Source organism: Bacillus sp. EB106-07-01-XG149 (assembly GCF_058791555.1).
In genome coordinates, this window is record NZ_JBYTDP010000012.1 from 57,920 (window position 1) to 72,299 (window position 14,380).

Below are 14,380 nucleotides of genomic sequence, written 5' to 3' on the forward strand. Positions count from 1 at the left end.
TTTGATTTAAATTGCGGATTAAACTTTGTGGATACAAGTTAATAATTTATTTTCAACACATACATAATTACATGATTTTGGGAAAAACTTGTATAGAACGAATTTACATAAGGAGGAAATTATAATGAGAATTTTACTATCAGTTTTATTAGCGCTTATGCTAGTACCTGTATTAACAGGATGTAAAGCTCCTGCAAAAGAAGATACAACTTCTAATAAGAAAACTACTGAAGAAGCAAAAAATGAAGCTCCTGCTGATTTAAAACTTAACTTCAATGAATTTAGTTTAGATGCAGACTATCAAGATACGAAGAAAGACTACGAGGCTGATTATAAGAATGTAGCAGCTGATAAGAAAATGGAAGCAAAACTTGAAGACCACAAATCAAATGCAAAGTTTACAGGCGACGAGGCTATTACAAAATTAAGCCCACTTCTACAAGAATTAAAATTTGATAAAGATACTCCTGACCAAGAAGTAATCGATCAAGTAGTAAATGTGTTCAAACTTGATAAAGACTACCAAAAGTTTGATTTAGAAGTTGTCTTCTCTGATGGAACGAAAAAAGAATATAAAAGAGAAATAAAATAAAGAAGTAGGCGGTTGCCTACTTCTTTATTTTTGCATATCTTAAATCTGGTTTAGATCCAACATAATATTGAAGTCCAGATACTGATCCTTTTTGTAAGTAAGAATCAGAAGGGAATATAATTGGAATTAACGGTGAATCTGTAAACATAATATCTTCTGCTTTATGCAATAAATCAAAACGCTTATCTTCATTTTGTTCAACTTCTGCTTCTTTGATTAAAGCGTCAAATTCTTTATTATGCCATTTTGCATAGTTGTTTGGACCATCACCTGCATATAAATCTAGTTTAGTAATTGGGTCTAATAAAGAACCGCCCCATCCCATATAAGCTAATTGGAAATCACTTTGCTTATATGTATCGATGTAACTCTTCCACTCTTTATTTTCTAATTTAATATCTACACCAAGATTTTTCTTAAACATTTCCTGCATTGCTTCTGCTACTTTTTTATGCTGTGTATCCGTTGTGAATTTTAATGTTACTTCAGGTAATGTAGACCAACCTTGTTCTTTCATACCCTCTTCTAATAATTTTTTCGCTTCTGTTGTATCAAATTTTACGTAATCACCTTTTTCTTTACGGAAATCACGACCACTTTGTGTTTTTGCTCCTTCTGGAACGAATGCATATGCTTCTTGCGCATTATTCTTATACAGTTTTTCAACGATAAACTTACGATCAACTGCTAATGAAAATGCTTTACGTACTTTCGCATTTGTAAATGGCTCTTTTTCTACGTTAAACGAGTAAATATAAGATGAGAATCCTGCAACACGTTTATATTCCTTATTCCCTTTTTCTTTCTCAATCATCTCTTGTGGTAAGCCACTTAATAAATCTAATTCTTTTGATTTGTACAATTGATACGCCGTTTTAGAGTCTGGAATAATACGAAACTCAATTTCTTTTAATGTTACCTTTTTATCATAGTATTCTTTATTTTTTTGTACTGTAATTGCTTGGTTATGCTTCCATTCTTTTAACTTGAATGGTCCATTTGTAATTAACTCTTTTGGATCTGTTTTTAATTTATTGTTATCATCAATTGATTTTTTAGATAATGGAATAAATAATGAACTCGCTAATTTTTGTTTAATAGAAGCAACTGGGTGCTCAAGTGTTACCTTTAATGTTTGAGGATCAACAACTTGAATACCAACTTGGCTTTCTTCACCTTTTCCAGTATTATACGCCTCTGCACCTTTAATAAAGTACATTTCTGTCCCATTCATAGAACCCGTTTTCGGATTTAATAATCGCTTCCATGCAAATTCAAAATCATTTGCTGTAATAGGAGAACCATCTGACCATTTAATATCTTTCTTTAAATGGATTGTATATTCAGTTCCATCTGCATTTACTTCTTCTTTCTCTGCTAATTCATTTTGATATTTCCCATCACTATCTTGCGTATATAAGCTTGAGAATAAATGTCCAATTACATAACCTGATGTGCTATCTGTTGCAATTGCGGAATCGAGTGTATATGGATCGCTACCAATATTCGTTACTAATCGATCTCCTTCCCCCTTACCAGCACTCGCCTTTTGCGCCTCTTTTTTACCGCAAGCGACAGAAGTAATTGCTAATACGGTCATAATGACAAATAATAAAAATTTCTTCATCCTACATTCTCCTTTAACCCGAAATTTTTGGTGTTGATGCTAATAATGTTTTTGTATAAGAATGTTGAGGATTACGGAATACTTCATCCGTATTTCCAAATTCAACAAGTTCTCCTTTATATAAGACAGCTACCTTTTCACATAAATAGTGAACCATCGGCAAATCATGCGCGATAAATAAATATGTATAGCCTTGTTCCTTTTGAATCTTTTGCAACAAGTGCACAATTTGGATTTGAAGTGAAACATCTAACGCTGAAATTGGTTCATCCAGAATTAATACTTCTGGCTCACATAATAACGCCCTTGCAATAGCGATCCGTTGACGTTGTCCTCCGCTAAATTCGTGTGGGTATCGATCAATATATCGTCTATCTAATCCAACACGTTCTAGCGCATCACCTGCTACCTCATCTTTCAATCCTTTATCTCCTAAACCGAATGAAATATATCCTTCTGTTACGCTATCGCGTACTTTCCAGCGCGGATTTAATGCAGCTGTTGAATCTTGAAAAATGAATTGTACTTTCTGCAAGAAATCTCGCTTATGAGCTGATTTCAACTTGTGAACAACTTGACCGTTATAATCAATTTGACCAGACGTTAGGCTCTCGATCCCAGCTATGAGCTTACCAAGTGTTGTCTTTCCTGAACCACTTTCTCCAATAATGCCAAGCGTTGTTCCTTTCGGGATAGAAAGTGATATATCTTTTAGCGCTATGATTTCTTTCTTTTTACTTCCATACGTTTTCGTTACTTGCTTTACAGTAATTAAATCTGTCGTCATGAGGCATTCACCTTCTCTTTTGATTTCGCTTGGTCATGCTCTAGAACATGTTGCCAACAATGTGAACTGTGTTCCCCAGAATATGCTGTTCTATCAGGGAAACGATGAACACATTCTTGTATTGCTACTGGGCATCTATTTACAAATGGGCACCCAAAGCTATTTAACGTTTCAATTGATGGTGTTGTTCCCTCAATGGCCCTAAGTACCTTTTCAGAATCATCCATATTCGGAATAGCTTGCAATAAACTTATCGTATATGGGTGCTTAGGTGAACCTATCACTTCTTGTATCGTCCCTTTTTCAACAACACGTCCCCCGTACATCACAACTACTCGATCTGCTACTTCACGTACAAGTGCCAAATCGTGGGTAATTAATAAAATACTCGTATTTTGTTTTTCTTTTCGCTCTTTTAATAACCCCATAATTTGCTTTTGAATCGTTACATCTAATGCAGTTGTAGGCTCATCTGCAATAACGAGCTTTGGGTGACACGCAAACGCAATTGCTAAACAAATACGTTGCCTCATACCTCCGCTTAATTGATGTGGGTACTGTTCAAAACGTTTCTCTGCTTCATGTATCCCTAAATCATTTAATAAGTTAATCGCAATTTCTTTTGCTTCTCTTTTCGATTTTTTCTCATGTTGCAAAATCACTTCTGTAATTTGCCTTCCTACTTTCATCGTCGGATTTAAAGAGGACAGAGGGTCTTGAAAGATAAACGAAATATCTTCCCCTCGAATTTGATTCCATTCTGATTCTTGTAAATTCGTCAATCCTTGAGATTGGAAAGAGATGCTTCCGTCATCAATGTGAATAGATTCTTGATTTAATCCGACAATAGATTGTGCTGTAACACTTTTTCCTGAACCACTTTCTCCTACAAGTGCAACGATTTCACCTTCATTAATAGAAAAGGAAACATGCTTCACAATTGCTTGCTTACTATTCTCTTTTTCAACGGCCAATGTTACGTTTTCTAAAGATAAGAGCTGTCCCATGTTTTTTCTCCTTTCGATTCCGTTTTACAATCTTCGGATCAATTGCATCTTGCAAACCATCACCAATTGCATTAAATGCAAACATAATGAGTGCAATCATGATTGCTGGGAAGAATAATTGCCACCATTCTCCGCTTAGTAGTGTCCCGAGTGCATCGTTCGTCATCGTTCCCCAGCTCGCTGCTGGTGATTGTACTCCGAGTCCGATAAAGCTTAAAAATGATTCTGAGAAAATAGCTGCTGGAATTGTAAATGATAAATTTACGATAATAATGCCTGTTAAATTCGGAATGATATGTCCGTATATAATCTTCATATGCGATGTACCTAATCGCTCTGCTGCAATAACAAATTCTCTTTGTTTTAAAGACAAGACTTGCGCTCTAACGAGACGTGCCATGCCAATCCATCCTGTTAACGCAAGAGCAATTATAATTGTAAAAAGTCCTGGTTTCATCACGATCAATAGTAAAATAACAATTAATAAATATGGGATACCATATAACACTTCAATCCCTCGTATAATCCATTCATCTATTAACGTTCCAAGACGATTACGCCCTCTTACATATCCGCTAAAACCTCCGATCAGTACACCAAGACCTATGTCTAGCGCTGCTGCTACTAATCCAACTGTTAGTGAAATTTTTCCACCAGCCCAAGTACGCGCCCATATGTCTCTTCCTAAATCATCAGTTCCGAACCAATGCTCGCTACTAGGAGGTAAATTAGTTGCTTCTTTCACTTGTTCACTCGCAGTAAATGACGTTAAACTTTCGCCAACCAGTGAGAAAATAATAATTAGTAATAACGTCACTGCCCCTAAAACTGCTATAGGGTTTGATATAAACTTGCGAAACACTTCCTTCTTTCGACTAATCGTTTGCTGATCTTTATTTATCGTTAATTCTTTTTTCTCCTCATTCGTTAATAACTGTTTATTGATTTCATAAGCTCCCATTTAAATGTCCCCCCTCCTTACGTAATAGAACGAATACGCGGATCAACAATACGGTGAATAATATCTGTAATGAAAATACAAGAAATTAATAATGCACTATAGAAAATCGTTGTTCCCATAATGACCGGATAATCCCGGTTAAAAATACTATCTACAAAATATTTTCCTAGACCAGGAATGGAAAATATTTTTTCAATAACGAAAGTCCCTGTTAAAAGTCCAGCCATTAACGGTCCAACAAATGTAAGTACTGGAACAATCGCATTTCGAAGAGCATGTCTTATAATGATTTTCTTAATTGGTATGCCTTTCGCTATCGCTAGCTTAATATAATCACTCTGCAAAACTTCAATCATATTAGAGCGAACAAATCTTGTAATAACCGCGATTGGTCCTAACGCTAATGCGAAGGATGGCAATACCGTATGTTCGAATGTGCCCCAAGACGCTACTGGTAAAAGTTCAAATTGAATAGCAAATACTTGTATAAATAGTGGTGCTAAAATAAAACTTGGAATAGAAATACCGAGAATCGCGAGTAAGCTCACACTATAATCAATTACTTTCCCATGATATAGAGCTGCAAATGTACCTGCTGCAATTCCGACTAATAATGAAATAACAAGTGCTTGTAAACCAATAATCGCTGAGGGACCAAATCCTGTCGTTATAATTTCTGATACACCTTGACCTGTGGATTGAACAGATTCACCAAAATCAAAATGAACTACGCCATCTAAATAAGCAACATATTGATTCCATAACGGTTCATCAAGGTGATACTTCGCTCTCATGTTTTGTATCACTTCTTCAGGAAAGATTTTCGCATCTGATGAAAATGGATCCCCTGGAATGATATGCATAATCAAAAATGTTACTGTTGTAATGACCCATAGCGTGAACACCATAACCGATAGTTTTTTAATAACATACACTTCAATAACCCCCTAAACAAATGTGTTTACTTTGTTTTATTGACATATTTGTTCCTATTACTTTTCCGCTTCTTAAAACACAAAAAGCCTTGATCTTAAAAAATAAGATCAAGGCTGAATAAACGAAGGCCCATCACTTATCTTTCAAGACTTGCTTGCTGGAATTAGCACGGTGTTCCTGTTACAGAACCCGCTGCTGAGGTGTCATAGGGCCAGTCCCTCTACCTCTCTGGATAAGTAAATTGCTATATTATTATTTGGTTCAAATTGTATATTTTGAATTATAATTCTGAAAAAATGAAAAGTCAATCAAATTGGATATATTTAGAAAAATAAGTTTTTATTTCTTACTACTATAGAGTTACCCTTAACAATCCGTTATACTTGTCATCATCGGCTTCTATAAAGTGAAACTTTAATCAGTGGGGGTTTTACGGGATAAACTCTTTATTAAAAAGAAACGTATCATTTCTTTTTATACTCCATTCGATAATATTACCGGACAAATAACCTCTGCATTTCACGAAGAACAGAATGTATTAGTATCCGAGAATGAAGACGGAGATGGTAAGAAGAAAAAATAACCTTGCGCGTGCGCAAGGTTATTTTTTCGTTTCTGCTTGAAAACGTTTATAGTATGTTGATGCTGTTGCAAAGTTAATTTCTATATCACGAATCAATGATGAGTCTTCTTCTTTAGCTAACTTCTGTAATTTTTTCATTGCTTGTTCCGATTCATTCAAGAAACCAGCGTATACCTCATGTTCTTGCTCTTTCGACTTTGGAACACGAATTTCTTTACGTATATTATCAATATCTTCTAGCATGCTAGTCGTTACTTTTTGCACATCTTCTTTATAGTTAGCATTCGTTATTTCCTTACCGCCCTTTTCTTTTGCCACTTCAAATAACTGTAGTGCTTTATTAATTTCTTTATTCATTTTCATATCGTATTTTTCATGTACTGCACGGTATTCTTTCATCTCTTCTGTTTGCTCAGTAGATTGCTCTACCTTTTCTTTCGGTTCTTTCGTATCTTTATTTCCATTACATCCTGCTAGAAGGATCATACTTCCCATTACAGCAATACCCAAAACCTTCTTCATCTCTTCTTCTCCTTTTATCTACAGCTACTACTCATTATAGTTTCTTTTATCTCCACTTGTTATTATACCGAGAACATCCTACTTTTTACACTTAAGACGCTACCTTAATATACACACCAACATTTTTGTCACAGTATCGTCACTTTATGCAAATAACTTTTGCATCACCTTACAACACTGTATAAGTTATTTCAAAGAAATGAAAAAAGAGCTGATTCAACACATGTTTGAATCAGCTCTTTTTTTATTAAGCCTCTAAATTTTGTCTTTGTTGCAGTTCAAACTGCTTCTCACTTCTTCTGGCCATAAATAGATAACATAACACAGCACCAATTTCACAAAGAGCTATCACAACCCCCATCGGTAATGCGGTGTTGCTTCCACCAATACCTACTAACGGTGCAACAAGTGCTCCTGAAATGAACTGTAATAAACCTAATAAAGCCGATGCCGTTCCTGCAGCTTGTTTCTGGTTTCTCATCGCTAATGAGAAACCAGTTGTTGATACAACCCCGACACTTGATACAACAAGGAATAACGAACATAAAACACCAATTAAACCTATTCCTAGTACAATTGTCAGTAGTAAAGATAAACCACCAACAGCTGCAATAATAATACCGGAAACGAATAAAGTTTTCTCATTCACTTTCCCCGCTAAACGACCCGTAACCTGACTAGCAATAATAATACCGATACCGTTAATCGCAAAGAATAAACTAAATTGCTGTGGTGATGCTCCGTATATGTTCTGCAACACAAATGGTGAGCCCGAAATGTATGCAAACATTGCCGCCGTTACTAGCCCTTGTGACAATGCATATCCCATAAACAGACGATCCTTTAACAGTTTTCCGTACGTCGCCAACGTCCCTGACAATCCACCTGTTTCTCTTTCTTCAGGAGGTAATGTTTCACGTAATACGAAAGTAGCTGATATTAACATAAATACACTAATTGCCCCAAGAACGATGAAGACACCGCGCCATGTTGTGAACTGTAGTAATTGTCCCCCAATAATCGGTGCTAAAATAGGCGCTGCTCCGTTTACTAACATGAGCAACGAGAAAAACTTTGTCATTTCAGAACCTGAATACATGTCACGTACCATTGCACGTGATATAACAATCCCAGCCGATCCTGAAGCTCCTTGTAAGAAGCGTAATAACACTAAACTCCAAATAGATGGTGCAATAGCACAAAGTAAAGAAGAAGCAACATAAATAATAAGAGCGATAATAAGAGGTTTGCGCCTTCCGTAAATGTCACTAATTGAACCAACAAATAATTGTCCTACTGAAAGCCCAAGCAAACAAGCTGTCAATGTAAGCTGTGCAAGAGATGCGCCTGTTTGTAAATCATCCGTTAATTTTGGTAAAGAAGGCAAATACATATCAATAGATAATGGCCCAATCGCCGTAAGTGTCCCTAATACAAGAATCATCCATAACCTATTTGTCTTTACAGGTTTATATATTTCGTGATTAACTCCATTCACTTTTTCCGTTCACCCTTTCCGATAAATACTAAATCGTAACAATTATAGTTACAACATAAACATACGTCAAGTATAGTGCATTTTCCTGTTTCATACCGTAAAAAAAGCGATAGAATTTCTATCGCTTTACTTTTTCAAATTGCTATTTGTAAATTTAGATACGGAAGACATCGCCTCTCCTGTATCTAAATATGTGATTTGAATTGGATCTCCCACTTCTGTAAACATAGCATATGGGAATTTCTTCACCGGTATCATAAATACTTTTTGTTCATTCTCTAACAGTACATACACAATTGTATTTTCACCTGATTTTTCTTTATATACACGTTGTACAACGCCTTCTTTTTGTGCTTCTTTACCATTTGAAGTCGGTCTAAATGAATCTCCACTTCCACTCAGCGCATTTTTATAATTCTCAAGCGCTTCTTTTTGCGTCGAACCTGTTGCAAATATTTTCGCATTAGAAGCATAGATAACTGTATGAGCACGTACTAATCCCCCGTCATCAATAACAGGTACAATCCAAGAAGGTTTACCATACACGTTATAAATAACCGGCATCGTTCCATGCCATTTCTCTCTCTTAAAGGAATTATCCACTACTTCCGAAGCAGCTGAACCATCCATAATTCCCTTCACTTCTTTTCCGTTATAGTAATACAACTTACCTGTACGCGCATCGATAAGCGAGTAACCTAACGCAGAATCTACTCCCTCTTTCGGGGAGGTGAAATCAGTAAAGTAATATAACGTTCCATCCTTACCGAATATTGGTGTAACTCCTTCTTTCGTTCCCCACTCAGTCGGAATCTTCATATCCGTTTGCGAGAATTTCGTATTCCAAAATCCGTGAATATATTTACCGAAGTACGTATTTAATGTAGATGCGGTCTCGTGATTTAATACACCATCAACAAATTTAGGCGCTTTTCCTTTATCATATCTTTTCACTTCACCTGTTTGTGCATCTACTACTACAACGCCCTCTACCTCAAATCCAGATCTTCCTGAAATAAATTCACCATACGTCATTGTATAATACGGTTTCCCTTTATCATCCACTTCAAATTTAGGTTTCCCTTTAAAGATTAGATTTGGTTCGGCTTGCCTTACAACACGCTCTAAATTATTCCCGAAGAACATGCTTGGCACATATTTCATTTTATAACCAAGGTGCAGTTTCGCTTCCGCATCAGGATTCGTACCTGACATCGTTACGTACCCTGGAATTGTTTCAGCTTTACGTGCTTTAAAAAAGCCTGAAACTTCAATCGGTGCTACATATAAAGCCTCACCATTTACCATTTGTGGCGTTAATTCCCCTAGCTCAAAATAAGCTACTTTCGGAATATCCCCAAATACTTTTTTCATTTTATTCTCCGCTGTCTTTGGCGGCACTGTAAACGGTTGATCATTTTCAGTAAACGGCTCTGAAATATCTTTCTCGATCTTCACAACAGAATCATATTTTTTTTGCGTGATTACTATATCATGTAAATAACCAAAATAGCCGTAACTTGCGAGTAAAACAAACATTAGAAGTCCTTTTAACGTACCTTCTAATTTCCCTATTTGATTTTGTGAAAATAAAACAAGCCCAATTAAAACTGCTACTGCAACGGCATAATGAGTAAGAATCGAATCTGCTCGATCATCGATTAGCCAAAGATATTCATAGATTGCAATACCTATCCAAAATAATACAGGAATAACTAAAATGGATGATTTCTTACCCTTTACAACCTTCTCATCCCCTTTCTTATCCACTGCTCGAAGTTTACTACCGCTTCTTGTCCATGGAATCAAAAACAAAGTGAGAATAGCTAAAATTAAAAATTTCATCAAAGGCAATGTCCCCTTTTCTTTTATTTTCCCTTTTAGTATAACAAATAAAGGGTATTCAGGTAAAAATGGGGATGATTATATTTTTTTACTACTTAATACAATCCCACTCACTACATATAAGATAGATGCAATATAAAAAATGGTGCCAATCGTAAAGAAATCTACTAAATATCCCGTTGCAATAATTGCTACCGCTCCTCCAATCGATGTCCACACATGATATTTCCCAATCTCATAACCAGCATTTTCTTGCACAACCTTTCGTGCTAACGACGTCTTCTCGGTATTACGCTGCACAGCACCTAAAACTCCCATTACAATTTGAAGAATATAAACATGCCATACTTCCGTGGCAATCGGGAAACAAAGCATTAATATTGCCATGGACCAAGCATATATAATTAATAATTTTTGATCGCCTACTCGATCAGACATCTTTCCTACTAATGGATATACAAGTGCTGAAGTTAAAGCAAATAAGCCATACGCCCAGCCAAACTGCGAGAAGCTATTCCCAACATTCCGAAGCAATAGAATGTAAAAAGGAAATACCATACTTCCCGCCATCATAATTATGCTTTGTGACGCTACAAATCTTCTATATGTCATTTCGTATACTCCCTATAAAATAAATTCACAAATCTCTCTTTTGGATCCGCTTCTTTTTTCTTCTGAAGAAATTCTTCTATACGAGGATATGCCCTCTTTAACTGCTCCTTCGTTGGATACGAATAGTACGGTAAATAATAACTACCATTATGTTTTAAAGTAACATCAATCATTTTCTGAATGACATCTTCTGTTTTCTTTATTTCACCCTCTGAGCGTCCTTGATTAATTAAAAGAACTAGCGCAAACATATCATCTTTCGCATAGGATAAAACTGCATTTTCATTCTTTTCCACATAACGAATCGTAATATTGAGCAAATTAAACTCTTCTTCATTTAATACTTTACGTAAATCATCTATGTATTCCGTGAAGAAATCTACAGGCACAAAGTATTCTTGTAACACTTCTGTTCTATTCGGATTTTCATATTCCATAAAGGCACTATCTGACCTCATAACATTATTTCGTGTCTCATACGTTCCATCTGTACGTTCAAAATAATTTCTTTGTATATCCCAAAATGTATTCTTTCCCCAATCGCTATAACGGGATAATCCGAGTAAAAATTTCGGTGCAGCTATAATATTTTCTTCTTTTAATTCACTGTACTCTTCCCTCATATTTTGATTTTTCGCCAATGTATAATCTGTCACATACATCTCTTTTAAAAATGAATTGGGGGCAACAGAAATACGGGCTAAGTGCATACGAACATTTTCATCTCTTTTCACTTTATCTTTGAAATAAGATGTGTATTCTTTATAATCTATCATTCTCGTATGCATTTCATATAATTCATCATCAGTTAACTTTAATGTCACATCTAAAATGACACCAAATAACCCGTAACCACCTATGACATATGGAAATAGCTCTGCATTTTCTTTTCTACTTACATTACGTACCGTACCATCTGCCATTAACAATCTGAATGACTCTACTGTATCAATCAATGCTTCATGACGAATATCACGCCCATGTACATTTACACTTAATGAACCACCAACAGTAAAAATATTTTGAGATTGCATCACTTGAACCGCAAGACCATATGGATTGATTTTTTTTTGAATGTCATTCCATGTGACACCGCTTTGCACCCTAATCCTCTTCTTCTCCATATCGAATTCTAATATTTTATTATATCCTTTCATATCAAGCATCGTGCCGTTTGGATAATACGTCTGTCCTCCTTGGCTATGTTGCATACCTGCAATGGAAATTTTCTCTCCAGAAGTATTTGCATCTTTCACTACCTGTTTTAATGAATGTTCATCCTCAGCATTTTCAACACGTTTAATTTTCGTTGGAAGCAACTTTCCTACATCGCTCATAATAGGATGATCTAGTTGCTCTTTATATGTATTTATAGATGTCGCAAGCAACACTGTATAAGCTACAATGACCGCCGCTATCTTTCTTTTTTTCAAATGACACTCTCCTCTTCTACAGTTTTCCCTCTTCATATTGTACCTATTTTCCTATAAAGAAAGTATACAAAAAAGAGGGCACCTTATTTTAGGTCCCCCCTCATCAAAACTGTTACTTTGCTGCCGGCAATTGTATTGGATCAAACTTTTCGTACGACGTATATTTTGCGTTCGTAATAATGTGTGCTTTATCCTTGCCGTTACTACTCATAATCATGTCTATCTTTGCTGATTCATATTTAAAATCTTTTGTAATAATATATTCTGCATCCACTTCTTCTATCTTCGCATTTTGTGCTTGTAACATTTTCTTCTGTGTTTCATCCATGCTAGTTAACATACTTTCTGTTTCTTGCCCTTTTAATGTAAATTTCAGTTTATATTTATCTCCGCTTTTCTCCATCTTCATTTTATCTAAAACTACTTCCGGTACTTCTAACTTATCTATAATATCTTGAGTCGCTTTCATTCCACCAGCGTTTAATTGCTCCTCTGGTACAGTTATAACTTCTCCTGTATTAGGGTTTTTCACCTCACCAGCAACTTTACCATCCACAGTATACACTACAACATCTGTACCGGAAATATTCATTTCAGAACGAGAATTCTTTGTCTTTGGCTCTAATTGCATCTTAGCCTTTAATATATCCATCTCTGTTCCCTCAGCTTTTACCCCTACACCATATGTCATCGTTACATGCTCTTCATTTTTAAAAGCTTCGTTCGTTTTCTTGAAAACATCCTTCGCGGCTAATTCCTTTTCTTTTTGAACTGATTCTTTTTTCGGCTCATCCGTCTTTGCTGTTTTTTCATTACTACACCCTACCCCTAGACTGATTGCAAGCACTAAACTTGAAATAAAAATAGTTTTTTTCATAATGTCGCCCCCTTTCCCAAAATAATATCACCTCTTTTCCTACGAAATCTATATAATTTTTAATCTTTATTCGCTATATAGCGACATGTTTGATGAAGGTTTTAAATATGATGTAAATAACAACAACTCATTTCAGGAGGTCATTATGAAGGCGATCATTTGCACACAGTATGGACCACCTAACGTTCTTCAACTTCAAAATATAGAGAAACCTACACCTAAAAAGAACGAAGTATTAATTAAAATTCATGCAACAAGTGTAACGACTGGAGATTGTAGAATACGCGGCTTTAATAGCCCCCTCTTATTTTGGATTCCTATGCGGATCATATTAGGTTTCAGAAAACCGAGAAAACCTGTACTCGGCGTAGAGTTATCCGGTGAAATCGAAGAAGTAGGAACAGATGTAACTCAATTTAAAAAAGGTGATCCAATTTTTGCATTAACAGAACTAAACCTCGGTGGTTACGCCGAGTACACATGCGTACATGAAAGTGGATTAATAACATTAAAACCTACCAATGTGACGTATGAAGAAGCGGCCATTATTCCTTTTGGTGGAACTTCAGCATTGCATTTCCTGAGAAAGGGCCGTATAAAAAAAGGGCAACAAGTGCTCATATATGGTGCCTCCGGATCAGTAGGAACAGCTGCTGTACAACTTGCTAAATATTTCGGTACGACCGTTACGGCTGTTTGTAGTAATTCAAATTTTGAACTCGTCCAATCTTTAGGAGCTGATAAAGTAATTGATTATACGAAAGAAGATTTTACTAAGCGGCGCGAGCGCTACGATATTATATTTGATGCAGTTGGGAAGTATAAAAAATCCCTTTGTACAAATACATTAACATCCAATGGAAAATATGTATCTGTCAATGGAATGATGGCAAAGGTAAGTAAAGAGGATATGATTCTACTAAAAGAACTAACTGAAACAGAACATTTAAAACCTGTTATTGATAGAACCTACCGATTAGAAGAAATTGCTGAAGCTCATATATATGTGGAAAAGGGACATAAGAAAGGGAATGTTTCTATTACCTTAAAATAAAATATATTCAGAAAATAACATTGACAATTCTTTTTGTAAGATTTAC

General features: G+C 35.6%; 14 protein-coding genes and 1 riboswitch. Of the genes, 3 read left to right on the forward strand and 11 right to left on the reverse strand.

Annotated elements, in window-relative coordinates; genetic code table 11:
* The first annotated feature begins 124 nt into the window (after nucleotides 1-124).
* Complete coding sequence (locus AC3WTA_RS26935) at nucleotides 125-592, forward strand: YusW family protein (protein WP_001221562.1); 468 nt, start codon at nucleotides 125-127, stop codon at nucleotides 590-592.
* A gap of 16 nt (nucleotides 593-608) precedes the next feature.
* Here AC3WTA_RS26935 and AC3WTA_RS26940 read toward each other — a convergent pair whose 3' ends face one another.
* From AC3WTA_RS26940 to AC3WTA_RS26960, 5 genes are read right to left on the reverse strand one after another with little or no spacing between them, the layout of a single operon-like run.
* On the reverse strand, nucleotides 609-2,219 hold the full coding sequence (locus AC3WTA_RS26940; RefSeq protein ID WP_000714096.1) for a peptide ABC transporter substrate-binding protein: 1,611 nt from the start codon (nucleotides 2,217-2,219) through the stop codon (nucleotides 609-611).
* A 13-nt stretch (nucleotides 2,220-2,232) separates the two neighbouring features.
* Nucleotides 2,233-3,006, reverse strand: a complete 774-nt coding sequence (locus AC3WTA_RS26945) for an ABC transporter ATP-binding protein (protein WP_000205661.1) — start codon at nucleotides 3,004-3,006, stop codon at nucleotides 2,233-2,235.
* Nucleotides 3,003-4,013: an ABC transporter ATP-binding protein gene (locus AC3WTA_RS26950; RefSeq protein WP_000531251.1), complete on the reverse strand. Its 1,011-nt coding sequence runs from the start codon at nucleotides 4,011-4,013 to the stop codon at nucleotides 3,003-3,005. The genes AC3WTA_RS26945 and AC3WTA_RS26950 overlap by 4 nt, the downstream gene beginning before the upstream one ends.
* A complete protein-coding gene (locus tag AC3WTA_RS26955) occupies nucleotides 3,970-4,974 on the reverse strand; it encodes an ABC transporter permease (protein WP_000501543.1) in 1,005 nt (334 codons plus the stop codon). The genes AC3WTA_RS26950 and AC3WTA_RS26955 overlap by 44 nt, the downstream gene beginning before the upstream one ends.
* 17 nt (nucleotides 4,975-4,991) lie before the next feature.
* Nucleotides 4,992-5,909, reverse strand: coding sequence for an ABC transporter permease (locus AC3WTA_RS26960; RefSeq protein ID WP_492333083.1), 918 nt, complete (start codon nucleotides 5,907-5,909; stop codon nucleotides 4,992-4,994).
* 134 nt (nucleotides 5,910-6,043) lie between these two features.
* Nucleotides 6,044-6,149, reverse strand: a riboswitch (SAM riboswitch).
* A gap of 182 nt (nucleotides 6,150-6,331) precedes the next feature.
* On the opposite strand from AC3WTA_RS26960, the gene AC3WTA_RS26965 reads away from it, so the two are divergent.
* Entirely contained in the window at nucleotides 6,332-6,493 is a 162-nt protein-coding gene (locus AC3WTA_RS26965; protein ID WP_098656609.1) for a DUF3951 domain-containing protein, read from the forward strand.
* A gap of 18 nt (nucleotides 6,494-6,511) precedes the next feature.
* Here AC3WTA_RS26965 and AC3WTA_RS26970 read toward each other — a convergent pair whose 3' ends face one another.
* From AC3WTA_RS26970 to AC3WTA_RS26995, 6 genes are all read right to left on the reverse strand, one after another.
* Complete coding sequence (locus AC3WTA_RS26970) at nucleotides 6,512-7,015, reverse strand: hypothetical protein (protein WP_000756531.1); 504 nt, start codon at nucleotides 7,013-7,015, stop codon at nucleotides 6,512-6,514.
* A 247-nt stretch (nucleotides 7,016-7,262) separates the two neighbouring features.
* Complete coding sequence (locus tag AC3WTA_RS26975; RefSeq protein WP_001014693.1) at nucleotides 7,263-8,513, reverse strand: multidrug effflux MFS transporter; 1,251 nt, start codon at nucleotides 8,511-8,513, stop codon at nucleotides 7,263-7,265.
* Between the two features lie 126 nt (nucleotides 8,514-8,639).
* Entirely contained in the window at nucleotides 8,640-10,358 is a 1,719-nt protein-coding gene (locus AC3WTA_RS26980; protein WP_070169275.1) for a DUF3981 domain-containing protein, read from the reverse strand.
* Between the two features lie 78 nt (nucleotides 10,359-10,436).
* Entirely contained in the window at nucleotides 10,437-10,970 is a 534-nt protein-coding gene (locus AC3WTA_RS26985) for an MFS transporter (RefSeq protein WP_000222364.1), read from the reverse strand.
* Nucleotides 10,967-12,403, reverse strand: a complete 1,437-nt coding sequence (locus AC3WTA_RS26990; protein WP_117616498.1) for an FAD-binding oxidoreductase — start codon at nucleotides 12,401-12,403, stop codon at nucleotides 10,967-10,969. The genes AC3WTA_RS26985 and AC3WTA_RS26990 overlap by 4 nt, the downstream gene beginning before the upstream one ends.
* Nucleotides 12,404-12,515: 112 nt before the next feature.
* Nucleotides 12,516-13,280, reverse strand: a complete 765-nt coding sequence (locus tag AC3WTA_RS26995) for a DUF6612 family protein (RefSeq protein ID WP_000750885.1) — start codon at nucleotides 13,278-13,280, stop codon at nucleotides 12,516-12,518.
* 145 nt (nucleotides 13,281-13,425) lie between these two features.
* Here AC3WTA_RS26995 and AC3WTA_RS27000 point away from each other — a divergent pair, with 145 nt between their 5' ends.
* Entirely contained in the window at nucleotides 13,426-14,334 is a 909-nt protein-coding gene (locus AC3WTA_RS27000; protein WP_000643894.1) for an NAD(P)-dependent alcohol dehydrogenase, read from the forward strand.
* Nucleotides 14,335-14,380 lie beyond the last annotated feature (46 nt).